This window comes from Halorubrum sp. ASP1, assembly GCF_005435135.1.
Taxonomy (GTDB): Archaea; Halobacteriota; Halobacteria; order Halobacteriales; family Haloferacaceae; genus Halorubrum; species Halorubrum tropicale.
Genome location: NZ_SGUA01000007.1, coordinates 50617 through 76225, shown reverse-complemented (window position 1 = coordinate 76225; position 25609 = coordinate 50617). Strand labels below are relative to the sequence as shown.

At 54.3% G+C, this 25609-nt stretch carries 15 protein-coding genes; all 15 read left to right on the top strand.

What is annotated here, in order from left to right:
- Positions 1 to 171: 171 nt before the first annotated feature.
- On the top strand, positions 172 to 2700 hold the full coding sequence (locus EXE48_RS11710) for a hypothetical protein (protein WP_137711514.1): 2529 nt from the start codon (positions 172 to 174) through the stop codon (positions 2698 to 2700).
- Between the two features lie 133 nt (positions 2701 to 2833).
- On the top strand, positions 2834 to 3526 hold the full coding sequence (locus EXE48_RS11705) for a DUF4013 domain-containing protein (protein ID WP_137711513.1): 693 nt from the start codon (positions 2834 to 2836) through the stop codon (positions 3524 to 3526).
- Positions 3527 to 3789: 263 nt separating this feature from the next.
- On the top strand, positions 3790 to 4770 hold the full coding sequence (locus EXE48_RS11700; protein ID WP_137711512.1) for a hypothetical protein: 981 nt from the start codon (positions 3790 to 3792) through the stop codon (positions 4768 to 4770).
- A 412-nt stretch (positions 4771 to 5182) separates the two neighbouring features.
- Positions 5183 to 5683 carry a hypothetical protein gene (locus tag EXE48_RS11695; protein ID WP_342764970.1) on the top strand — a complete coding sequence of 167 codons (501 nt, stop codon included), beginning with the start codon at positions 5183 to 5185 and terminating at the stop codon, positions 5681 to 5683.
- A gap of 1306 nt (positions 5684 to 6989) precedes the next feature.
- On the top strand, positions 6990 to 7676 hold the full coding sequence (locus EXE48_RS11690) for a hypothetical protein (protein ID WP_137711510.1): 687 nt from the start codon (positions 6990 to 6992) through the stop codon (positions 7674 to 7676).
- A gap of 213 nt (positions 7677 to 7889) precedes the next feature.
- Positions 7890 to 8783, top strand: a complete 894-nt coding sequence (locus tag EXE48_RS11685) for a hypothetical protein (RefSeq protein WP_137711509.1) — start codon at positions 7890 to 7892, stop codon at positions 8781 to 8783.
- Positions 8784 to 8859: 76 nt separating this feature from the next.
- Positions 8860 to 10386, top strand: a complete 1527-nt coding sequence (locus EXE48_RS11680) for a hypothetical protein (protein ID WP_137711508.1) — start codon at positions 8860 to 8862, stop codon at positions 10384 to 10386.
- A 36-nt stretch (positions 10387 to 10422) separates the two neighbouring features.
- Positions 10423 to 11847, top strand: a complete 1425-nt coding sequence (locus EXE48_RS11675) for a hypothetical protein (protein WP_137711507.1) — start codon at positions 10423 to 10425, stop codon at positions 11845 to 11847.
- Positions 11848 to 11946: 99 nt separating this feature from the next.
- The gene (locus EXE48_RS11670; RefSeq protein WP_137711506.1) at positions 11947 to 12402 is read left to right on the top strand and encodes a hypothetical protein; all 456 of its coding nucleotides are present in this window, start codon (positions 11947 to 11949) and stop codon (positions 12400 to 12402) included.
- 223 nt (positions 12403 to 12625) lie between these two features.
- Entirely contained in the window at positions 12626 to 14191 is a 1566-nt protein-coding gene (locus tag EXE48_RS11665; protein WP_158295115.1) for an AAA family ATPase, read from the top strand.
- Between the two features lie 145 nt (positions 14192 to 14336).
- Positions 14337 to 17438 carry a VWA domain-containing protein gene (locus tag EXE48_RS11660; protein WP_137711504.1) on the top strand — a complete coding sequence of 1034 codons (3102 nt, stop codon included), beginning with the start codon at positions 14337 to 14339 and terminating at the stop codon, positions 17436 to 17438.
- A gap of 661 nt (positions 17439 to 18099) precedes the next feature.
- On the top strand, positions 18100 to 18570 hold the full coding sequence (locus tag EXE48_RS11655; RefSeq protein ID WP_137711503.1) for a hypothetical protein: 471 nt from the start codon (positions 18100 to 18102) through the stop codon (positions 18568 to 18570).
- Positions 18571 to 19227: 657 nt separating this feature from the next.
- Positions 19228 to 19959, top strand: coding sequence for a DNA polymerase sliding clamp (locus tag EXE48_RS11650; RefSeq protein WP_241991986.1), 732 nt, complete (start codon positions 19228 to 19230; stop codon positions 19957 to 19959).
- 214 nt (positions 19960 to 20173) lie between these two features.
- A complete protein-coding gene (locus EXE48_RS19410; protein ID WP_443984488.1) occupies positions 20174 to 21010 on the top strand; it encodes a GP88 family protein in 837 nt (278 codons plus the stop codon).
- Positions 21011 to 21360: 350 nt separating this feature from the next.
- A complete protein-coding gene (locus EXE48_RS11640; RefSeq protein WP_137711501.1) occupies positions 21361 to 25533 on the top strand; it encodes a S8 family serine peptidase in 4173 nt (1390 codons plus the stop codon).
- Positions 25534 to 25609: the final 76 nt, after the last annotated feature.

Genomic DNA, 25609 nt, shown 5'->3' with positions numbered 1-25609 from the left:
AGTTGGCTCCGTGCCTCACAGATCACAGGACGGCCAGCAAGTCAAAAGAAGGCGTGAGTGGGACAAAGTATTATGACAGTGGACAGAGTGGCCAGAAGTAACGAGACGTAGCCGCGTGAAGACACAGACCGGCCACGGTCGAAAGTCTTCATGCGGGTACAGGTGATTGTAATGGGACAAACCCACGCTACAAAGGGGAGCGGAATAGACACACAAGAGGATTTTGCAGGCCGCGAGGCCGCAGATGAGAAGTCAACAGACGGAGTAACAGATGCTTCTTCCCTAGACGAATTTGTCCCCGATCCAGAGGAGGACAACCCCTACGCAGACGAACAGGGGAACACTCCAGTTGAGAATGCCCCGAGCGAGGAGCAACTTGACGAGCTCTTCGAGTCCCGATCGCTACCAGAAGAAGCGTCAAATGAGCCTCAAGAGGTTGAGGGCCCGGCACAATCGGATGAAGAGCCATTGTCAGCCAGTGAAAGAGCCCGGACGAAAGGCGTCTCCGAATGGCAGAATGAATCTGTCATTACCCCGACCGCAGAGGAACTTCGCAACGACGAGTTGGACGTCGACGGGGAAGATGGCTCGACAGTAGAATCAGGAACAGCCGGGATGCGAGAGATCGCAGACCTCGGACCAGAAGCACAAGAGATGCTCGGTGAAGTGGAAGAAGGCACCCCTGCCGATGACCCTGAGCCAGAACTCGAGATACTTGATGAAAAGGACATAGCGGACGCTTCTTCCGAGCCTACTCCAGTCGTTCCGACGCCTGAAGAGCGAGGGGATGTTCCTGATAAGCCTCTGAGTGAACTCACTATCGAGACGGAAGACGGCGAAGTCAAGACGATATCTGACCCTGATGGATACGCAGCCAAGTATTCGGCTGTAGACCCAGACGAGACACCGAGCCCCGAAAACGAGCAGGGTGAACCAGAATTCTTTGACGATGACCTCCCGTCACCCGGTCGGCTCTCGGCCAGTCAGAACGACCGACGCCCCGGCCTTGACCCCAATCCAGAGGGGAGCGACGAATTCGGATACACTGAACCGGCTACCGGAGATGCTGGTGACCCAGCTGCTGGGATGAGCACCGCCCCAGATCCGCGCCAAGGCCCGCAGACAGGCAATATCTCGAAGGCGCAAGGAGCAGAGATGAGTCGGGATGCCGCGCGACCAACATCGTTCGACATGGAGTACGGGCTCTCAGCAAAAGCCCGAGACAACCCTCACTGGCGCAACGACGACAACGCCACAGCAACTGGCGGTATCCCGTCAGCCCCCGGCGACGAGTCGATGGGAGAACTAGTCGACGATGATCACTGGGACCTCCCATCGACGACAGTGAGTGAAATGCAAGAGCGGTTCATGATCGCAGAGGCTGAACCGAAACAACAGCACGACGAACTCAAAGCCCGCCACGGCGGCGAGTTAGATGAGGAGGCGGGTGTCGCAGAGGTTGCCCGCACTCGAGCGAATCGCCATGCTGTCTCTGAAAATACCCCCTCGAAACGGAAGCAAGATCCAGACGAGGCATGGGATAGCTACGAGCCGTACACGCAGACGCAAAGCATCGCAGGCGAACGCGTCGATGTCGCGATTGGCGGGAATGCGCCGCAGGTCCCAACTAAAGAGTATCAGTATGACTCAGCTCGAGCAGATCAACTCTATCGGTCATTCTCGGAGCCACTTCAAGAGAACATCGACAAGGAAGTAGCGGATATCGCGAGTAAATCTAACCACAAGACAAAGCGCGAAGTCCGCAATGAGTTCATGAAGCGGATGGAACTCGATGCGGGAACAATCCATGCCTCAGATATAGAAGCTGTAAAACTGAAGGTCAACGACCTAGAGCAAGGGGCTGACACACAGCGGGTCAAACGGGAAACAAAAGGGGCTATCCTAGCCGAAAAAGTCGCAACTGGAAGCAGCGGATACACAACTCAATACACGACATCTGGTTCGATCGGTGTCGGAGATGTCTCTGATCTCGTCGACCACTACGAAAGAGAAGGCTACAGCGGCTACTCAAACTGGGAAGAGTCTCGCGGGACCGTAGAAGGAGAGGTAACCGGCACCGTCAATCGATCCGAAACGAATGATGGGATTGACCAAATCGTCTATGTTAGCGACCCAGACAACACTGGTGGGAGTGAGCAGCTGAAGGTTACAATCTGGGACTCGGGTGTAGACACAGACGAGCGAGCTGCATCCAACAACGCTGAACGAGACGCGACAGGCCGGACGATCGACCAGACAAAAGATATTCCATCGAACATTTCTCGAGGCGATTCAGTCACACTTCACGACGTTAAACTTGACAAGTTCTACACAAGCAACGGGCAAGAAGTGCCCACCGCTCAAGTGGATAAAAAAGCCGGTGTCGATGTAGAACGAAGTAGTAACCAGTCCGCCTCCAGTTCAAGCGAGTCGAGCTCTGCGGGCAACCAGCGCACCGCTCGGGAACGCAAACGCAACCCTTCAGGCGCAGATATGGCCGATCGGATCGAAGCCAACGCCCTCAACAACTCGCCTCACAGCGATAAGCCGCTGATACCGAGACAAAGTCTTGTTGATGAACAGGGTCGCCTTGACGAAGATACCGCGAATAGCATCAAAGAATACGTCTCAAACAACCCGGGACTCAAAGACTACATGACTGGCGTGACGAAGTCGATGCTAGACCTAAACGACGACTGACGCTCGACTACAAGTAGCCTCGTACAGATCATTTTTTTGCGGGGGATTCGTGACCGGTTCAGTTCCACATAGGACATTTAGCAACCGGAAGTAACCAGAACACATCGATAGAGTTGTGTCCGTCTATCTTGATATGGTCGATAATACCCCTCAAACACCCCCCGAATACCAAGCTCGGGGCCAGTCTGTCTCACCGACAGCTGGATTCACATACGTCTTCCAGCAAGAACAGTGGCGACAAACAATTGCCATCGGAGCCCTCCTCACGGCCCTCTCAGTAACACTAGTGCCGACGATTCTGATTGCTGGCTATGGGTGGCGTGTCACCGCTCACGCTCAGCGAGATGCTCCACCCCCCGTCTTCAATGACTGGGGCAGGCTCTTCATCGAGGGGTGCCGTGCCATTATCGCCCTCATCCTTCCGAGTATCTCCATAATCGTCGGCACCTCACTTGTTTGGCTCACGGCCCGCTTCGCTGTCTTTGGCTATCTCCCGCTTGAACTCGACTCTATGCCTGCACTTTCAACGTGGGTGATCGGAGCTCTGCTGACAGGGTTCCTTGGTCTGTACCTCACTCCTGCTGGGTTCGTCAACGCTGTTAGAGACAATAGCCTCCTTTCAGCTTGCTCACCAAGTATCCTTATCAGCACTATCAGCCCCAGTTATCTCCTTCTGTGGGTGATAGCTTTCTCGACTGCTACCGGCCTCGTCCTGACCTCACTAATCTTCTCGTTGATACCAGTTGTTGGAGTGATTCTCGGCGCGGCCTCGACGTTCTACAGCGTTATCGCATTGGTCGCGTTGTTTGCATTTGGACTCCGGTAAGATGGTCTCTACTCAACATCCGACTCTCTCAGCAGGCTTTCCTTTTCGCCCTCTAGGGTGAATGTACCATCTGCGTGCCCGGTCTTTAAATGCGATCAACCTATAATTCTACCCGTCGAACGTGCCCCAAAATACCGAGGCTTCCCGACGGAGTCATCTGCCCCTTCCGCTGGGAATTCACCCAGCGAGTCACCACGGAGGGCCCAGTATGTCTGCCACGGGCACACCATCGAACTCTCGAATTTCCATCGATCACTACTACAATGACTGACCAGCCTAGCTCTCCGCGAAATCGACACGACGTACCACCTACCAACAGCGGCCCGAAGACCCCCAAGTCGATCAGTTCAGAACAGCACCTCCAGCTCTGGACATACGGTCCCGGAGACGAGATCGTCTTCTACCGCGTGACCGGGGAGTCTCCGGTGCCGCTGGGTTATGCCCCTGAGAAGACTACCGGGGATGTCGGTAGTGAGACGTCTACATCAGAGCCGGACTCAAGCACTGACTCAAAAGGCTCCAAAGAGCCGGCAGAGCCCAAGTCAAATGGCCGTGCCCGGTACCGCCATGGAATCGGGCCTGACGGGACTCTGGGCGAGGAAACATCAAGCAAGGAAGCCCATCAAGCAGGGCTAAAGATTGAAGAAGACACCTCTCGTCCGGATTTCCCCGCCGAAAAGATCCCAAGCGGGATTGCTGCCACAGTAGTCGCTACCATGACTTACGGTGGGATGCGTCACCTGATTCTGGACCTCAAGCCAGAGATTGAAGAGAATCTCCCAGACTGCGTCACTGGGGCGGTCCTTCGAACTACGAACCCTGTCTCAGATGGGCTCGTCTCGGAAGCAGATGCAACCGATTCCCACGCAACCCCGGTTCTGGACTTCAGCACTGAATGTCCTCGTTCGCAGTCTGAACAGCCCGACATCCCCCCAGTTGCGATTACTCTGGCAAGGTGTCACAACTTCGGTAAGCCGGATGAACGCAACCCCGCCCAACCGCTTCTCGTCGGGAAAGTGGACTATATGGGCACAGAAGCGTACGGTATCATCAAGCAGGACGGCGACATGCGTCTGCTAAAGCCCAATCCGGAAAATCCCTCAGAGGGGACTTCAGAGACGATCGAAATTAGTGATCTGGAGGCTCTCGCGCGGATGTCACTCACAGAGTTCCGCGACTTCGTCAACCGTGGAGTAATCTCTCCACTGACTGAACAGTCGGAGGAGAACATCTCGCAAGTTTGAGTTGGTTAGTACTCAGTACTAACTACCAGTCGTCAACTCCCCCCGAGTCTTTTTATCGCACGGATTGAGAGGCTACCATGTTCTGGAATAATTCGTGTGTGCTATTCACGATCCCAGACAGACACGCTACTGCCGGGGGACACACTCTCCCCTCGGTTACTCCTCAGAACGAATTTGGAATATAATGCACTCATCGCTCAACACCACCACTCGAAGTTGGTACTCGATTTGCTTCCGTATCGCAACAGCACCGGGAATCATACTCCATGAATTCTCTCACCGGATGATGTGTGCCATGTGCGATATCCCGGTGAAAGAGACGGTCTATTTCCAACTTACTGGTTCTCCGGGGTACGTCCAACATGCTAAGCCTCGAACATGGTTGACGTCGCTGCTCATCTCAATCGCGCCTGTGATTGGGAACGTTTCTGTCGCGCTGGTTCTATTACAGTATTCTCTCTCAGAGCTCGCTGGTTCTGGGAGAGCTGTAATCGCCGCAGCGCTAGTCAGCTGGTGGGTTGCGATCGCGGCTATCATCCACTCAATCCCCTCAACCACGGATACAGAGAACATCTGGAACGCGACTCGCGAGCGCTGGTACAGGACCCCTCTCGCAGTTATAACGGGACCGATCTACGCATTTCGGAAGGTGGGTAGAAAGATTGGCATCTACCGACTTACGGTCCCGCTGTCGGTGGTTACAGTCATCTTCCTGTTCACGGCCCACGATATCCCCTTCGCCGCCTTCACGGCATGTCTTACTGATAGAAATTGGGGCTGCTGGGATGCGCCGAACGTTCTACTTACTGCTGCTTCTGAATTCCTCGTCGCTAGCACTGAGATCCTCATTGAGTGGTTGAATGACCAGATTACTGGTGTCGAATTCGAGCCTAGCGATTTTTCTCTTAACTAGGCCTCTGTACTGCCTTTTTTGAGTGAGATGTATAGCCCCGCATTCACTCATTCATGTCTTCACCACATCCTACCCAAGCTGGACCAACAGGCGAATCGGATACTGAGCAGCAACAACTAGTAGGTAGTCCAGTAGAGTCGGGATCTTCCCAGTCGACAAATGAACCCGCCAGCCCTGATGACAGTACGAGCTCCCACTCTAGCGGCGTTGACAGGGTGTCTTGGGATACATCCACTGGGCCAGTATCATATGAGTGGGCCCCCAGTGGCGAGTGTATTAAGATCCTCACCGCTCGTCACGATCAGGCTGCGGTCGAAGTAGGAGGACACATTTTGAGAGCCCGTGAGATCGCATGTGTTACTGACGGCGCATCTCAGTATCGTAAAGTGTTCGGTACGGGTTCTCCCGTTGATTTACCACAATTCTACTCAGAGTTTGACCGCTTTGACCCCATCATCACGGGGCGGAGCGTCGCAGCTCGCGGAGGGGCCTACGGGATCACTGCCACCCGATTAGAGATGCTTGTCCGACTCTTCACAGGGGGCGGTCGATATCGGGCACCGAACCTACGAATTACACCAAGCGGGGCGCATCCCATATTGATTGAAGATACAACTACAACTTCAGATACGGGCCTGCTTCTCCAGCCCGCACAGATGGATATCACAAAGCCCACTCGAGAAGCCCTCCCCAAACAGTCGGGAGAGTACTCGCCGAATCAGACAGGGATGGCCCCCAAGACCTCAACAGCACCCTTCACTGTTCCTGAAGACCAACCAGACATACAAATTGGGCTCAACCGCGTTTACACAGTACTTAAGTCGTGTTTTGGGCTCCGACTCGCACGTCACATCAGCCACGATCCGCGCAAGCAGTCCCACCGTTTCGAGACAGCATCTGGGATAGAAATTACTGTCCCATTCGCCACGCTCGCGAGCCTGAAAGAAGGAGAGCAATCCCCTGAAAACATCAGAGAAGCTCGTCGAAAAGCCATCGGTGAGAAGCCAGCCGGCAAGTTCGCGGCTGAAGAGTTAGACTATTGGCTCGGTGACTCACTCAGACGCCCCCGAAGTGCTGTTTCAACAATTGGATTTGAGACCGATCCCACCTCTCCGCAAGAATCCAGAGAGTCTGGCAGCACTCGAACGGTTGTCACCTACCGAGCAGTCTGCCTGAGTGATCCCCCAGCATCTACAGACACCCTGTCTGTCAGAATGATCAAGACACGAGAGGAGCTCAACCGACAAATACCCCAGTAGAAACTTACCCCCACAATTGAAGCCAAGAGGGTAACATATCACAATACATGGAGAAGGCGTTAGAGCAGCTTCATAACCGACCGGTTTCACCAGTAGAACTCTTCGGACTAATGAAACCCCCTCGGGAAGGCATCGGGTTTGCTCATCCACTATTGGTAGATGCCAACGGCTCAGTTGTTGGGGCATACGCCGAGGTCGACGGCGAGGTGGCAGCGCTCGCATACAATGGGAACGAGTGGCAAGTTGTTGGGCCGAGAGAGGACAATTTTGATCTCATCCTCCACAACGATCAAAGAGAGGAGAAAGTCTTCCGAGAGTGGTCTGATACCAGTCAGCGCGTGATCCCATCAGAGACACGGTCTCCTCAGCCAGAGGTCCAACAGCAGGCTCCACCGGGATACTTCTCAAAACTTTGCATCCGTCATCGCCCATTATCTACAGACGACTTCACTAAACTCTCATCATGGCCTCAGTTCGAGAACTCGTTCGCCATTCACGGCTCGCCTGACGACGGGATTATCAGCGTTATCGTGTCTGAACGAAATTTGACGGGGAGAGTTCCGAACGCGGTCGTAATGTACTACAATCCAATCCTCGGGACTTGGCGGATAGTCGATAGTACACCTGTCAGCATGTTCGACGACGTCGCCGATCAGATCTACCAAGACACCCACGATCAAGTTTCAATGCACTACCAGAGTGTCGATAGAATCAGCGCACCCCGAGCAGATTGAGTGTAACCCACCTCAAGACCACCCCTGAGTCACTCAACCTGCTCGGACCGCAGACAATTTAACCTACAACTAGCCGCTGGTCAGATCGTTTTGTTGGTTAAACATCGCAAATGTCCTTCTCGCTTTCTGACCAACAGATGAACCGGACGATGCCTTGACGCCGTAGTACCGCATTTGTACTGGTGAGATAACTGCCCGATTCTGAGTGTACTCATGACAACACCACACGACGATTCAGATGACAACTCAATCGATGTAGGAGTCCACAATGAAAACCCACCAGATGATGTGTACCCACGCGCAGTAAGCGCAATGCGGGCCGAGACCTCGCGTTCCACGGAAGGTCCACTGACAAAGACCGGGCGACCCGGCACTCCCGCAGAGCAGGTTGTCGCAACGAAAGCGATCTGCGATGGCGTGTTCGCGCTTGAACACCTCGAAGCGGTGTACACGATTATTCGGACACTAGACCGGCCGGGAGTCAAGATGGATAACACCCGCCAAGCATCGGCATCCCATCTCGAGTGCGTCCGCGACTACGTCCAGAAGGCTGTTGGGGCCGTCCAACACGCAACGAACACCAACAGCGAACATTCCGATCTAAATACTACTCTTTCTCAAGACTTCATTTCATCCCACGAGACGCTTGTAGCAGTTCAAGACACTCTCGGAGATCTTATTCACAAACAGCCATCCCCGCAAGTGAACAATACAACATCGACGATTGCTGACGAGTTTGACTCCAATGAGGAGTCAAACATCAATATAGAAGGCGTCTCGAACTGGGAAGAGACCGTCAACACAGCTGACTCAGAGAACTACCCAGCTACACCCACAGTCGATGAGCTGCGAAGTGTAGCAACGGACCTAGCAGAAGCAGTCGTGAGGCTCAATGTCGGCCTCGCAGAAAATTACGGCCATATCATCACATCCCCCGAAGAAAAGCCGCAGCCGGCGCAGATGGAGTCGCAGGATGAGCCTGTGGTCGAGTCCCACTCACACTCCCCACAGACTCCGGATAGTAATACCCCACCCTCTGCTGCGGACGATACTTCTCTGTCCGAGTACGTCCCGACAGCACAGACCTCTCTTCTCCAGACAGCGTAACTCCACCGCGGTTTTTCAGCGTGAATAGGTGCGCGTCGAATCACATCGGATGAACCAGTAACAGCGCAAACCCATCATGTCGAGTAATCCCAAATACAGCAGCGAAGACACGTCCAGTCGTACCGTCGATATCACCGTCAATACGCAACTCTCTGACTCGATCAAAGCGACCGACCTCCTGAAGAAGGCAGCCACGATCCCGTTTTGTGGCCTGACCCCCGTAGATAATGCGTCCCCTCCTGAAGAACTCTCTAGCCGAAGTTCGTTCTACACCGACGTTAATCGCAGTCTGAAAGAGGCACTGACTGTCCTTCCTGATGCCGGTAGCGGTGAGCTGTTCGCAGAGAACCAATTCGTCGGCAACGACGGAACGCCTGATGTCGAGAAGATTCGCCAACAGTCCGGGCTCGATCTTGAGGAACTCAGCGACTTTGGTGTGAATCTAGACCAGCGTGCAACGCGAGACCGCGGGAAGTTGGACACCGTTGAGAGCCACCAAGACATTCGAGACCCGCGTCGGGAGGCATTAGCCGCACTCGGTTTCGACGTCGAGTACCGATGGCAAATCGCGAGTGATCGATACTCGATCATTCAGCCATCCGAAACCCTCATGCGTGCGATAGCAGCACTCCAGCGAAACGGCCACACGAACGTCTACGGCGCAATCTCTCTACGGAAGTGGGGCGGGGCAGCAGACGTTTTCATGTTCTTCCCTGACCTTAGCGTCGACCTCAAGTCGGCACTCAGTGACCCAGAGGACGTTGAGGGCCTCGCTGACGCAGCCAAGAAAGCAGCGGCAGGCGAACCTAAAGAAGAGGGAGAGAGAGGATTCAAAACGCCGGACACCGACCCTGACAAGCTCGCGAACAACGCCGACCAAGAGGTTCACCTCGGTCTGTGCGCAAACTACAGTCATACCGGAGGGAGTGTATTCCGGGTGAGTGACATTGCTCTCATCCCTGAGGAGAACGCGATGTTCTTTACCGACGGGTTCGAAAAACGCCGTCGCCACGATGGCAATCCCAACAGCGTTCAGCACGAGCGGAAGAACGACCGAGTACCGCTGAGTGATTGGTGGGACGATGCGATTAGCGAACTCAAGAGGCGAAAGTCCCGACTCCCGGAACTGGTATCGCGAGCGCGTAAAACCCCGATCAACTTCTCAGACGCAAAGTACACAGTTGAAGAATTCTACACCCACCTTGGGATCCCAGAAGAATACGCAGAGTCGGCTGCCACCGTCGCACAGCGTCTAGGCATGTCGCCAACGGTAATCACCATGTGGCCCCTGTATGTCGGCTTGGGCGCAGTCCTCACCAGCGATTTCGGCGGGAAGTTCGCATCTGAAAGCCACAAGGGATACTACAGCACTCTCAACGACATCCTTATCAAACCGGCATCCACGCTCGAAACAGTCAATCAGGCCGCCGAGATGGGCGAGTACGACGATATCAGCAGCATCCCGGACAGCGCACTCACACATATCGACTCACTCGAGGACATCAGCAGCCTCCCAGAAGTCGCGAGTGAAGCTGATTTAACTCAGATGGAGGCTGTCGACTTAACTGAAACAGTCTCTACGGGTCTCGATGACTTCCTCTGAATCACCCACCGCATTTGTGATTCTGCGATAGCTGAGATGGCAGATCGAACGCTCACCGACTTCACGACAGCGGGCGATGAAAACACCGACCATCCCTCGCCGGGACAGCCAAGCCAAGGTACAGACGGGGGGACCCCAGCCGACTCTGAAGTGATCGAACACTGGAACGAGCGATTCGCTGGAGGCATTACCAAAGGTACTCGGGCAGGAGTTATCCCCAATCGGGAGGTAGACAGCGACACCTCTTCTCCGATCGCACTAGACCCATCAGAAGAGGGTTTAGCTCCTATAACCTCTCACCCCTCTACTGAGAAGAGCGTCGTGTGGGACCCCGTACTCAAGCCCTTCAACGGGGCACAGATTCTCACACCGCACCCAGCAGTGGGTACCGTCGGCCTTCCAAGTACGAAGGGAATTGAGGCTAGTGAGGTCGCCTATGTCCATGATGGCCTCGAAGAATATCTCGATTCAGTTGAGTACGAACGAGTTTCATTCCCGAAGTACTATAGTCGATTTGGAGAAGAGTTCACTCCGTATATTGGAGCGTGGACGGCCACCGCAAGCGACGGCGCGGTCGGGATTAACCCTTCGCGCCTCGAACAGATGATCCGTCTAGTGAATGGATCTGGAGGTCTTGACCACCGCAAGACGACCGTATACGGATGCGGGCCGAATCCAGCTGTTGTGAGTAAAGGAAGCAACGCATTCCTCGTCTCACCGGTCAACGTAACACCAACAGATTCCCAGCACCCTCCCAAATCTGCTCTTCAAACCGTTCCGACAAATGGGCATCAGATTGAGCTTCCTGAGGAGTTGACAGTCGGGAGTCGCGGCCTTTCTAGAATCATCTCTGCGTTTGATCGCGCCGGACTGGTACTATCGGACCACCTTAGCACGGCAAATGGGCAGGTGTCCTTCGCCGTCGACGCCGAGTCTGCCGGCGCAGCCGAGACAGACGACCCTACCATCTCCACATCGATAAGCGATCCCCGAGGAGATGCTGACCAGCCCGAAGTCATCCTTAATACAGACGATCTGCGGACAGCAGCAACCGGGTTCGGTTCGGTGGAAGGTCTAATGGACGACCTCCGAGCGCGACCGACTATCGATGAAAGACATTTAGAGGCAATTCCAGAGCCGACGGTCCTGCCGGGCGAGTCCCTCTCAGGTTCGTTAGCCCCGGACGACAGTACGTTCTGGCCCACCGTGATCTCCATCGATTACGCTCAGCCCAATACGAATGCGGCCGGTACAGACCTGACCCGGCATAAGTACGGCTGCTTCCGCTATACAGTTCTTACTGAGTACACCGGATACAAGTCAAAGACTCATCGAGTGAAGATCTACACACAGCCGGTTACTGTCCAACATCAGCGAGAACACGACGAGGTCACCCGAGAGTACAACAACCTCAACACTTCTACCGACCAAGTTCTCACCGGATCTAGTCCAGACAACTAAGCGCAAAAGCCGTTACTAGCAGTCTTCAACCAGTCAGGTTTTATTTTCTGTGAGGGGTGAAGCGTTGCTCAAATACCACCCCTCCTGAACTCACCCACAATGCCACGACTAATCAACACGGTTGAATCGCACCCCCTGCCCCTCTCTGGAGAAGTAGACAAGTGGATAAATGCTCAGTCCGAAGTAGCCCGACAACTCCTCCCTGACGAACCCCTCCACGTTGATGAAATCCATGATAAGTACACTGAAGAGCTTAGTCGGAATCATGAATGGACTGTATTCATGCTCCCGGCTCTCCATCACCGAGACATCTTCATCTGGAATCACCAACTCGGTGAGGGGTTCAAGATAGATGATGCCGAAGGCGCGTTTTCCTCATTGGCTGAAGTCATCTCTGAAGCCGCAGAAGACGAAGAGGATAGACCGGCAACGGACGAGGTAGAGGAGGCCATCGACCACTTGGACGAGGCGGTACAAGAAGCAGAGAAAGTCGGGATCGACCCTCATGCGGTTCTTGAGGCCCGCAGGACTCTCAAGTCCGCACTCAACGAGTGACATCCTCCACGCCGTGAACGGCGCGGCTTAACAGATAGTCCGACAGCAGGGGCACAACACTACCTTGCGGTTTCGACGCCGCCCGATTTAACTTGCCGTAATTGGATCCTCACACAATGAGATCACTCCGAGCATCGGCAAGCCGGGGACCGTTTTTGTCTCGTAAAGGGTGGCGCATTCCTGATTTCCCATGAATTCAACTGAATACACCGACCCGGAGCGAGTGAGCTACTTCACTCGGTACGTTCTTGAAGAGCAGAGTGGCAGCGTAAGCATTGACACCGTCAAACAACGCGCTGCTGAAGAGAATCTAGACATCGACATGGCCACCTTCGACTCGGAGCTCCGAGGAGGCGGTGACATGTACGAGATAGACCGCGCTCAGGGCTCACTAACCATAACCGGTGTGACTCCCCGCGGCGACTGCCCTGAAACCATCGCGCTTCTGTACGAGAACCTCCGTGACGGCCCGTCTGTGGAAGACGTCGCAGGCGAGTCTTTCGAGGACGAGGCCACCACGCTGAGCGGTAATAGCGAGATTTCGGATCTTGGCGCGGTGAGTGATGCGAAGGTAGAGGCGATGAACGATCGGGGTTACGATACTCTCGACGATGTTCTCGGCGCAACGGTCGAAGAACTCGCACAGGTGCCGAGCATCCCGCTTCCCGAAGCGCGAAAGATCAAACAGCAAGCAGAGCTCGCATCAGACCCGGCTGACCAACTGGCCCGCGAAGCCCTCGCCCGCGATCTTGGGCTTGACGTATCCCACCACAACACGCCGGATATTGAAACGCTAGTCGAGCAAGGCCGTGATGGCGCTTCCAGTGCTGATGTTATCAGCATGGACATGGTCAAGCAAGAGCCCGGAGAACCAATCCGTGTCTCTGAAGAGTGGGATGGCGAAGACTGGCACTTCCAAAATCTTCCAATCTTAAACGATGTCGACCACCCGCTCGTCCCTGACATGGAAGGAGCTGTCGAGCCTAAAGAGATCAGCCTTCCCACTGGTGAATCTATCTCTGAAGTCGTCTGTAACACGCTTGCTCGTGGCGAAAAAGGCGTACTTCTCGAGGGGCCTCACGGGTGTGGGAAGAACTACTTGATCAACTGGGTCATGTGGAAGACGAATCGGCCAGTCATTAGCATCGATCTTAACGAGTCGATGCTAGCCGAACACCTCATTGGATCGATGATGCCGCAGGAAGACGGGTCTGTCGCCTTCGAGGACAAACTCATCCCGTACTGTGCGAAGTACGGCATTACTCCAGTGTTCAACGAGATTCGGGCCGCCCCTCCAGACGTGACGATGGCGCTCCACCAGCTCCTCGAAAACGGTGAAATGGTAATCGAAGAGTCTGGTGAGCGGATCACTCCCCACCCTGCCTTCCGATTCATCGCCACGACAAATCCGAACACCGTCGAATACGACGGTGCGGGCTCGCTCAACGATGCATTCCTTGACCGCCTCCGGATCGTCCCTGCCGACTACCTCGCTCCCGCAAAAGAGATCGACCTCCTCGACGATCGGTTCAACCAACACCGACAGGTCGTCTCCCGAAACGTAATCAAGAGTTTCGTCAGTGTGGCTAACGAGACTCGCGATGACCGCTCCGTCCCCACGCTCTCTACACGACAGCTTGAGGACGCGATTTACTGGACTGATGAAAACGGCAACCCCCGAGGCACTCTCAAAACCATCATTAAGGGGAGGGCCGACCGACGCTCGAAACTCGAAAGCCTCGAACAGTACGTAAATGATACCGTTCCGAAATCGGTCACGAGCGACTGAATACGACGAGAGTGTGCCAGTAACATGTTCACGAGAAGGAGGGACCAGCCACCCCGTTTATTTCTCAGGAAGGGTGCGCGACTAACAGAGCTCCGGGGAGATCAGAACATCTCCCTTGGGGAACCACACGTTATTACTCAACACCATGCCGCACTCATTCAGTAACATCACAATTGGAAATAGCGAAGGGTTCAATCCTGAATCGTTCGATACTTCGGTCCACCCTAGTGAACTCCGTTGCTCAGAGCAGCGTCGACGTACTCTCGAACGGTATGCGAATGCTCATGCCCCAATCGGGAAGACGGTTGACCTCTTCCTGAGTAACCAGATCAGCTCGGCGTTCGCACTAAACCCAGACGTAGGGCAAAGCCCTGAGGACACCCCCAACAAGATCAATCCCCGCGACTTCCTTGGGACGGATGCTGATTACGTAATATTCGTTACGTCCCAAGAGACGCCGATCCCACTAGACGAAACTCCGTACCAGTCGAGGCAGGTCCTCGATTACGCTGCCCAGTGCGCATTCATCCTCCACGAAGTCGCCCACGTCTGCTATACTAACTTCAGGGACTACGCCCGTGTTCTTGGGGACATCATTGGGAGCTACAACGAACAACAAGTCACACAAGTTGCCCAGAGTTTCTTCAACGGGTTCGAAGACGGAGCCATCGAGCGGGCTATTCGGCTTGACACGACTGAACGCGCAGCCGAGCGTCAGAAGCTCCTGAATCATTTCCTCCGCGTCCAGTATCAAGAGCGGACATTCTCATGGCTAAGCGCTGTTAGCCTCTCTGCGATCGACCTCTCAGTTTACGACACCGGTACCCTCCGGAAACTTCTCGACCCCGCAAACACTGATTTCGTCTTCGTAAATAGTACTAACCGGCAAGTATTCATTTCTCTTCTTCCCGACCTCCTCAGTCTTCGCAACGGTGTCCTCTACACACCTGATCCTGAAACGCGGTACAACCTACTCGCGGACTTTTGGAATAACAAAGTAGATCCGCTAATCGCTAAAAGTCAGTCCGGTTCACAGCAGCAGAAGCAGCACGGTAGCGATACTGACTCTTCTCAGACTGGCCAGACACAGCAGCAGCAAAGCACAGCCGAGCCAGAACCTGAGAACAAGTCCAGTAGCCATGAGGACAGAAGCGAGACTCAGGGTGGTAACACTTCACCGAACGACGATAATTCGCAAGAAAGCCAAAGCAATAAGCCCGACCAAGGGGCTGAGTGTGCGAATGAGAGCTCTCCAAAGGGCCAGAACGCCAGTGATTCTGAGGAAACTCTTGAGGAAACTCCTGAGGAAACTCCTAAGGAAACTCCTGAGGAAACTCCTAAGGAAACTTCTCTAGAGAGTGACGGGCCGGCCGAAAGCTCTGCCACAGACTCAGAGGCGGCAGGAGACGAGCAACCTGACTCCATCCCTTCCCCAACTGCGGGCGATGATGTTGAACCCTCAGAGCACTTCCCTGATGACTACTCCAGAGCCGCAAGCGCAGATGACAACGCTCCAGAGCCACTCGGGAGTGACACCAGCCAGCCAGCTGATGATGCTCCTGCCCCAACCGAGGACGATCTCTCCCAGTCATCGCAGTCGGGAGATAAACCGGCTCTCTCCAACGACACAGACAGCTTCGGTGACCAGTCAAAAGAGGCTCCCCAGCTCTCCAATCAGGGCGGGGCAAAAGCCACTCAGGAGAATGGAACTGACACCGAACAGGACTCTGTGGAGGAGTCCACTGAACAAGCCGATACCAGCGACAGCAACCAAGAGAAGCACGATCCGAGCGGAGATCACTCAAACACGGAAAGCGGGGAAGACACGCTTAACAAGGATAGTACCTCAGGTGAGTCACAGCCGCCGGAGTCCACTAGTGAAGCAGAAACAGGCGAAGACGCCGACAAAGATGGCGAGACCGATTCACCAGAAGTAGAAGCCTACCAAGACGGGCAGACCACCTTCGACGCGTTCTCTAGCCCGTCGTCAGATAGTCCATCCAACTCCCAAACTTCCACCGACTCGGCTGATAGCGATGGAAACGATTCCTCCCCAGAATCGACCTCTACCTCCAGCGAAACTTCTCTTGAGCAGCCGCAAAGAAGCGAGTCAGATGGAGAACAGACGAGTCGGGGCGACGGAAAAGATCAGCATGACGAACACTCAGATGAAAGAAGCACGTCTGAATCGGCAGCCGCTAAGCCCCAAGCGAACGCTCCGAGTCCTGAAGTACCCGGTGGGTCGGACAAATTTGATGCCGATGAGGACTACCTCAACGCGGAACATGAAGCTGTAGAATCACAAAGCCCGGATGAAGAACTCCCTGCCGAACTCGATCGCGAATTGGACCAGCTTGAGCAGACTCTTGAAGAACTAAACCGCGAGTACGACTCAACCGTTGAGTCGAAAAAAGATGGAGGGAATGGTTCCGGGAGTGGCGTCCAACAAGACACACTTCAGGTCATGCCAACGTCCGGAGTAGATGCGACGAAGACTGAGCGGTGGACAGAAGCAGTAGACGAGTCCCCCTACACTGGCCAAACCCTGAAGCAAGCGCTCACGAACTCTCAACGCGACGACGTTACCCGAGGTCGTTCTAGCGGCCGATATGATTCAGGGCGGTCGACGGCCTACGCCGTTGGGAAGACCACCTACTTCCGACAGCGTGACTTCGGTGGCGACAGACAGTACGCGCTCATCATCGTCTTAGACCGTTCGGGATCGATGACGAGCGGCAAGAACCTAATCAACCCAGCTGAGAAAGCGGTTGCACAGTTCGCACTTGCCGCCGAAGAAATTGGTATCGACGTCTCCATCCTTGACTTCTATAATGGAGAGATTCGTGTTCCTGCGCCCTTCGGTACACCCATCGAACACTGCGCCGATTCGATCGTAACGGGCGATGCGACTGGTGGAACGCCTCTCAGCGACGCCCTCGCCTTGGGCCGTGAAAGAGTCAAACAGGAAGCGTCGCGCAACCTCCACCCACTCATGCTCGTCGTTACTGACGGCAAGCCCGCAAACGATGACGCATACCTCGAGGAGTTAGAACGGACAAATCAAGAAATCCCATCCGTCATGGGGCTCACCCTCTCTCCGGGGACTGACCCTCACAACCCGCCCGAAAAGTTCGCCGAGCAAGAGCAGTACTTCAACAGCCACGAGTTCGTAACGAGCCTCTCATCCAAAGAGATCACAGAAAAGCTCGAAGATGTTGCCCTCCAAGCAGATAGCCTCAAGCAGTGACTACACTGGTACCCAGCCGTCCGCATAGGCCTATTCACACTGGGGCCGAAACCATTTTTTTCGCGGGATAGGCAGCCCGCTTCAGTATACCTGCGTTTGCCAGACAGAAACCCACCAGACCATGACTCGACAAAGTCCGCACGAAGAAGCGAAGTTAGAGAATCACAGCGAACACGAATGTGATGGCACTGGGAAGTGCCTTCAGAGTCGACTCGAATCTCATGAACCACTCGTTTCGGCGAACCTACCCGGCACGTCCTACTTGCCAGCTCATCCAAACTTCGAGCTACCAAATTCGGCTGGTTACGATGACTTATCAACACCGAACCTGATCAACTATCGGCTCAGACACGCTGTTGCCTCCTGTTCGACGGCCAATAGTGCGCGTAGAACCGCTTCCACTATTCTCCAAGACCATTGGGAATGGGAAAGCGATAACATACTCAATGTTAGCGCGTCGTTCGCCGAACATCTCGAGCCCGCCAGCCCATATCTCCGGGACGCGCTCTCGGATGCCTTTGATGCTGCTCTCTCACAACTACACGATCTTCACAACGAGCGAAAAGAATGGTATCATCATAAACTTCCTCGCAGCCTGAAGACGGCCTGTGAGAACTCCACGCAGATCGACCCTCAAGCCGACATTCGAAGCGCGCTCGTCGTGTCCCAAGATACATTCGACGAACACGTTGACTCTTCTCGAAAAAGCATCTATGAATCGACTCAAACTGGTTATAGGGATGACGACCTCATCATCGCAGAACCCTATTTCGAAACCGATCAATATCCGACCGCATACGGGTTTGACCTCCCCCAGCGCTTCCTTGTAACTAAGTCTTCATCGCGAGAGCACTATCACCTATTCATTCCTTGGTGTGGGGTTCTTCGCTGCACCTGCGGATATGCCCGTAAGAATCCCCTCTGTAAGCACGAAATCGCTGCTCTCGTCAATCTCGTCCCATCTCCTGATACTGATGGGACTACCTCAGGCCTAAACTATCGAGGTCCTGATGTCCACCCCCGGTTCGAACGGTTTGTCAAGGGGACTGAGGCCGGCGACTTCTACAAGCAGTTCACGCCCGCTCTCAAGCGAACGCACGAGAGCTACGCATTAGAGACGACCACAGAGTGAAAGCTCCAACGAGTTCCATTCATCAAATACCACCACATGGAAATTTTTCTTCTCAGAAGGGGTGAACGTTCATGAATTCACTCCTAAAAGCGAATCACAAGCCGCAGACGCGTGACCGGCCTCCGCCGCCCCGAGTCAGACCTCAAGACAGAATCGAGAAACACACCAAACAACCCAAACCCTCTCATGAGCAACTCTCCCGACATCATCGACCTGAACGAATCGAATAGCAATAGCGCGGAAAACAGCAGCAACAATGGCGCAGAAGCTGAGCACGAATCGGCACCTGACGAGGCCTCGAACGCTCCCTCCGAGTCTACCGAGTCCAGCGAGCCCGCCGAAGAAGCACAACCCGATGAAAACAGCCAGACTGAAGCGGACGAGCCTACCGAGGAAGTACGCTCCAGTGAAAGTGACGAGAGCAACGAAGAAGTAGAGACTGCCGAAGAAGCTCCGGCATCTGACGAAAGCGACACCACCGAAAATACCAATACCCCGACAAACGATGGTGATGAAGAGAGCATGAGTGAAGCCTCTAACGACGCCCAGACCGACGATCAGGACTCCAGTGAAGTTGACTCGTCAGAAGATAGCACCACGCCGGATCAGCAGGCCAACTCCTCTTCCAATGAGGGATCTCAGAGCGGGTTCCATGCCATTGTCGAGGCCTCCACGATTCAGGACGCACTAGAGTCGCTCAGCGTGCTCGTCGATGAGTGTAAAATCCGACTCCATTCGGACGAGCTATCCGTCCGCGCGGTCGATCCAGCCAATGTAGCTATGGCGGATCTCTCGCTCGAGCAGGGCGCCTTCGAACACTACTCTGGCGGTGGCGGCGTCATCGGTGTCAACCTCAACCGGCTGGAAGACATCGTCAACATGGCTAACTCGGGCGACCTCATCAACCTCGAACTCAACGAACGCACCCGGAAGCTCGACATCAAGTTCGATGGACTGAGTTACACCCTGTCGCTCATCGACCCAGATTCTATCCGGCAGGAGCCAGACATTCCCGAACTGGACCTCGCTGCTGAGATCGTCCTCGAAGGGAGCCAGATCGATCGGGGCGTCAAAGCCGCCGATATGGTCTCTGATCACATCCGACTCCGCGTCGACGACGCTGAAGAAGCGCTCTACATCGAGGCTGATGGCGACACCGACGACGTCAACCTCAAACTCACGCGCGAGGACCTCATCGCACTCAACTCTGGCACGGCCAACTCCCTGTTCAGTCTCGACTACCTCAAGGATCTAAACAAGGCATTCCCGTCGGATGCAGAAATCACGACAGAGCTCGGAGACGACTTCCCTGTCAAGTTCCACTTCAATTTCGCTGAGGGACTCGCTAACACTACGTACATGCTTGCGCCGCGGATCCAGTCCGACTAACCGCTTCTTCCCACGCGGTGAGACCAACTCATCGGCATCTAACGGTAGCGTCGAGTCTTCTGAGCCACAACTTCTAGCTGATAATTGCCCATTTTGAACGTCCGAAAGCAGGAAACCACTTACTCATTATTTCTTCTTGGATTATTGATTACTCCATCTCAACGTTCGGTATCCACGCATTCCCCCAAACGTCAGAAACCCCACTGATTTTCCCATGCAATCCTACCTTCACACCTTCTCAAGTGGAAACGACCGCGCTAAAGCCATCGCAATATCGCGGTCAGACCCTCCTGCCGACAGCGAACTACCCGGTATTATCGCCCCCAATGAACACTACAGCTTCGACACCGAAAGTGTAGACGGGATCAGCCAACTACGGCGCCGGATTCGTGACGCAGAGTACGCCGTCGACAGAGTGGAAGCATGGTCGTTTCTCCTAGGGGACTACATAACCTACCGCAACGAAAAGTTCACCTCCGAGATCGCTACATTCAATATGAGTTCCGCGACTGATTGTGTCAATTTAGGAACAAGAATGTGTCAGGTGGAAAGTTCGAGCTGTTTCGCCGCTCGCAATGAGAGAGATTTCCCCTATCCAATACACCATCGGCGAAAACAGGAGATTCTCTGGAATCACATTGACCCTGTTACGTGGGCTAAAGCCTTCCGCCGCCATGCCGACCGAAAAGACAACTCAGTCACCACGATCAGATTTAACGAGGCCGGCGATTTTAAGACCCAACACGACATCTGGCGAGTCGACGAAATCGCCCGGCGTCTCCCCAATTACAACGTCTTCACCTACTCCGCAAGCTCCTACCTCAACTGGGACAGCGTAGAGCATTTCACTGTCAACGCCTCTGACACGGACCACGACTACGGTGACAGACACTACAAGGTCGTCGACGACAAAAGCGAAGTTCCAGACGATGGCGTGTTGTGCCCGTACGATCGCACAGACGGTAAAATCCATTGTGGCGAGTGTGTAGCCTGTATTACTGACCACGCACCTGACGTCTACGTCGAAAAATTTGAGGGTTCGAACCGTTAATACAAACAACTCCACTGTATCTTGTCTTCGTCATTGGCCATCCGAACCGCATTTATGTGTTTTGAATAGGTGCTAGATTTTCGGAGATTAAAAGCGAGTACATGTCGAGTCTGTAGATGAGCCCAAGATTCATCTCTACAGCGGATGAGGATGATCGACAGAGTTGAATCGATACTTTAAGTGAGTCCCAATTAATCAAGACTCAATAAGGCAAAATCGGATGACGGCACACAATTTGTTTTCGACTGACACGGCACGCGTTCGATCATGAAACCTGTTCCAGAAACTTCACCACAGAACCCCGCAAGTACAGTCATCCAGATGAACAAGCACACTGACCTCTTCAACAAATGAGACGCAACCAAGTTTTGGCAGTCGTCTTCGCTGCCATCCTCACTTTCGGTATCGCAGGAGTTGGGACCGCAGTCGCCACTCAGCCTTCTTCGTCGCTCGACGCCGGCCCGACTCTCCACAACACAAACGACGACTCGAATATCACTAGTGAGGGAACGGAACTGATTGGTGGCCAGCAACTTCGAAACGCAAACCAAACCGGTGACAACGTCACCGTAGCAGTGATCGATGCTGGATTCTCAGGAGATCCGTCCACCGACACAGCATCTCACGAGCCTATCACTGACAACGTCATTGAGTACAACGACGTGCGAGGAGGCGGGCAATCAGCTAGTGACAAGACGCACGGCGACGACAGTGCCGAGGTTGTCACCGACGTCGCCCCCGATGCCGAGCTCGTCCTCTATACAGCAGACAATACAGGTGATTGGACGACAATCGCTAATGACATCCAAGACCGAAATACGGACCCCGGCCGAAAAGACGTTGATGTCGTGTCGATGTCCCTCGGATCGACGCAGGCTCCCCTCGATGGGTCCGAATCTCACTCACAGGCGATTAACGATGCAGTTGACTCCGGTGTGATCTGGGTCACTTCCTCCGGGAACACTGCTGGCCCTAATCACTACAGCGCAGACTACAAGACAGGATCGTATACCAAGCAGCACGAATTTGGATCCGACACCACTCGAGGCAATTTAACCGCAATCGGTACGCTCGGGTCGACCGGGACATTCTCCCTCGAGGGCACGCTCCACTGGAACGGTGACTCAGCGCAGGATTACGAATTTGAAGTCGACCTCTACAAGAAGAGTCAGGAGGGCACGTACGAAAAGCAACAGACCATTTCCTCTCTTGACCCCAGCACGTCTAGAGCACCATTCTCAGTAGGCGGTTTAGACGCAAGTGAAGACTATGCAATCGGTTTCAATCGCACCGATAGCCAGTCAACTTCCCCAACTAATCTTCAGCTCAACGCCTTCATCGATAGCAATGCGCGGTTCACCGAGCACCCAACGCAGGAAGCTAGCCTAACTGCCCCCGCCACCCTCTCGAACACCTTCACTGTCGGTGCCGCAGAGGTCACCGGCAGCTTAGATACTCAAGAACTCGACTCGGATAGTAGTCGAGGCCCGACCGTCAGTGGTACTCCCGGTGTGGACATTGTTGGGCCGACCGACGTTACCACCAAAACACAAATCGGAATTAAGAATTTCGGCGGAACATCTGCTGCTGCGCCACATGTCGCCGGAACTGCAGCTGTTGTGCTCAGTACTTTCCAGCAGTCTGAACAACCCGGAACAGAGCCAACAGTGGACGCAGTTCAGCAGCGTGTCAAGGACCGAGCATCCCAAATGGGAGGAACTGAAAGCCAAGTTGGTGCCGGTCACGTCAATGCCGCAGCAGCGACGATCCCTCAATCTCCGACGGGCATTTCCTCTCCCACGGTCGTCTCGAGTAAGAACAATAGTGATGTTCCAGTAAGTGTCTCACTCCCTGCTGAGCCAGTAGACGGTGAGATCACCGTTGAAGCCTACGTCGACGGGTCGAAACAGGCTAGCACGACCGTCACGCTCGAAAATGGCAAACAGCAGTACGATACTACCCTCGACCTCACGAACGCAAACGACGGTGTGGTGAATCTTACTGCGTTCGTCGAAGACTCTTCGGGCATCCGGTCTCTTGACGCTGGAACACTAGACACGTTGACGTTAGACACCGAGCGCCCCGAAGCGGAAGTCGACCTCAAACAGGACACGATCAACAGCACCACCGGCAGTGTGGATGTTACCATCGAGTTCTCTCAGCAGATGGACACCTCCACACTCCCTTCGCTTAAGATAGACGTCGGTGGAGAAACGGTCACGCCTGAGCGGTCGGGTTCTTGGACCAACGATACCCACTTCACTACCCAGCTCTCGCCAGTCACTTCCGAAGAGCGACAGACGGCAACAGTCTCAGTCATCGATGCGGCGGACCCGATCGGGAATCCAGTTGGGAGCTCAACTGGAGGAAACATCATCGTTGACACTGGCCTCCCGGAAGTGACCAAGCTCAACGCCGAGAAAGGACTTAACGAGACTAACATCACGCTCACTACCGACGAGGAACTCAGTGGAGCAGAAGTCCAAGTTACCGGCCCTGACAGCGGCCTCGTAACTCTCAGCAGCAACCTCACACTGAATTCGAGTGCTGATGATTCCTACGAGTACACTGGGAAGTACGAGACAACTGCTCCGGGTGACTACACGGTCACTATCAAGAACGTCACCGACCTTGCCGGTAATGAGGGTGGAAACAGCCAGACCTCCACGGCAACGATTACTGACGAAGACGTGGGGACGATCTCCGGTGCCGTCAAAAGCAGTGTAACTGGCAAGAACATCTCAAATGTCACTCTCACTGCGACGAACGCCGAGACAAGCGTAACAGAGACAATTCCGGTGGGAAGTAATGGCAACTTCGCCGAAACAGTTCCCACTGGGACCTACACTCTCGAGGCGACACACAACGAAAGCAACTATAACCCCAATACGACTGGAGCATCGAGCATACTGCTGGAAACGTCTGAGGCGCAACTATCGCTAGATCCGAAACCAGCTTCCCTTTCGGGTTCAGTCGCAACGACCTACGCTGAATCTGACCCACTAGCGGGGGCAGGCGTTACAGTCAGCAATGAGAAAAAGACTGTAACAGCGACTCTAGATTCGAATAACGAGTTCGCAGTAGCAGAGATCCAACCGGGACAGTACACCGTAACCGTCACTCCTGAAGACTACACGCAGTACCAGACCACGGTTACGCTGACCCCGAATAGCGCATCTAGTATCTCTGGCACAGTAGACCCGCTCCCAGCAACTGTCTCAGGTACCATCACCGACAACGTGACAGATAGCCCGGCAACGGTAGCAACCATCAAGGCCGCGAACAACAGTACCGGTGACATTGTCAACACAACGAGTGTCGGCGGTCCCTCGAATACGTACGCTCTGGACGTTCCAGTCGGGAACTACACGTTCATCGTAACAAGTCCCTTCCACAAAGATGTTCAGGCCAACAGCGAGCTAGCGCCCAACGAAGAACTAGAATCCGACTTCACCGTATCCCGAGTCGAGTCCTACGTCGGGATTTCGTCCGGAACAGCACCCAGTGAAGCAGAGACAGGTAATACAGTTAGCATCGAAGCTACGATCATCAATCGGGGGAACAACTCCACTCAAGGCAACATTTCGTTCACTGTCGGTGGTAACCCAATCGGTACAGAGAACACCACGATGTTAGCCACCGACGAAAGCCAGCTAGTCCAAGTTGAGTACAGTATCCCGGATGATGCTGGTGGAACTACGAAAACCGTCAAAGCAGAGACTGCTAACGCCACTGAAACCCTCGGGACTATCTCCATCCCCAAGGACGCTCCTGCCAACCCCGGCGGCGGTGGTGGCGGCAGTGGCGGCGCAGCACCCGCACCTTCACCGCAGCCAGAGCCACCGGCTAATGAGTCCAGCAAGGCTGTTTCGGTGAGTAACAAGGTTGCGGACTTCGGTGAAGAAGCCCCAGTAAACACGATCGAGTATGAAAACGAGGTCAGTGCGGAAATCAGTGTGGAAGCTGTTGATGCTAACGAAGTTGAAGTCCCCGGAGCGGAGAAAGTTGTACACGCAGTTAGCATCAACTCCGAGAAAGATGCCAGTGAAGACACAGACACAGTAGGAATCAACCGAACAGTCACCTTCAGAATCCCTCAAGAAGACACTACTACTGATCAACTCGCAGTCGTCCACGAGTCAGAGGGTGGATGGACTCAACTCAATACGACTGTTGAATCCCGCGAGACCAACTACGAAGTGTCGGCAACAACCGACTCGTTCTCCCGATTTGCGGTCATTGAAGCCGATGCCGAGCCGGCACCCAATGAGAGCGATAATAAAAATGGGAGTGACAAAGCAGACGGGACAAACGAAACAGATGAGGAAACTCCAGAGACCAACGACTCCACGGAACCAGAAGCAAACGGTTCCCAGTCGGCAGGTGGTGATGAAACTGGTAGCAACAACGGGGGCGAGACCGGTGTTACAGGCAGTTCAGATGACGAAACACCCGGATTCGGCCCGGTTGTGGCTCTGTTAGCGCTACTTGCGGTCGCTGGAATAGCCCGCTACCAACGGTAGGTCACAGACCTATCGCCCGGTGTTTTTCATTCACGCCGTTTCAAGCCAATTTTGGCACCCCCTTTCTCTAGTCACT

Coding starts and splice junctions, on each gene's coding strand:
- EXE48_RS11660 (WP_137711504.1), top strand. CDS start 14,337: ATGCCGCACTCATTCAGTAACATCACAATTGGAAATAGCGAAGGGTTC.
- EXE48_RS11710 (WP_137711514.1), top strand. CDS start 172: ATGGGACAAACCCACGCTACAAAGGGGAGCGGAATAGACACACAAGAG.
- EXE48_RS11700 (WP_137711512.1), top strand. CDS start 3,790: ATGACTGACCAGCCTAGCTCTCCGCGAAATCGACACGACGTACCACCT.
- EXE48_RS11680 (WP_137711508.1), top strand. CDS start 8,860: ATGTCGAGTAATCCCAAATACAGCAGCGAAGACACGTCCAGTCGTACC.
- EXE48_RS11675 (WP_137711507.1), top strand. CDS start 10,423: ATGGCAGATCGAACGCTCACCGACTTCACGACAGCGGGCGATGAAAAC.
- EXE48_RS19410 (WP_443984488.1), top strand. CDS start 20,174: ATGCAATCCTACCTTCACACCTTCTCAAGTGGAAACGACCGCGCTAAA.
- EXE48_RS11640 (WP_137711501.1), top strand. CDS start 21,361: ATGAGACGCAACCAAGTTTTGGCAGTCGTCTTCGCTGCCATCCTCACT.
- EXE48_RS11705 (WP_137711513.1), top strand. CDS start 2,834: ATGGTCGATAATACCCCTCAAACACCCCCCGAATACCAAGCTCGGGGC.
- EXE48_RS11670 (WP_137711506.1), top strand. CDS start 11,947: ATGCCACGACTAATCAACACGGTTGAATCGCACCCCCTGCCCCTCTCT.
- EXE48_RS11690 (WP_137711510.1), top strand. CDS start 6,990: ATGGAGAAGGCGTTAGAGCAGCTTCATAACCGACCGGTTTCACCAGTA.
- EXE48_RS11685 (WP_137711509.1), top strand. CDS start 7,890: ATGACAACACCACACGACGATTCAGATGACAACTCAATCGATGTAGGA.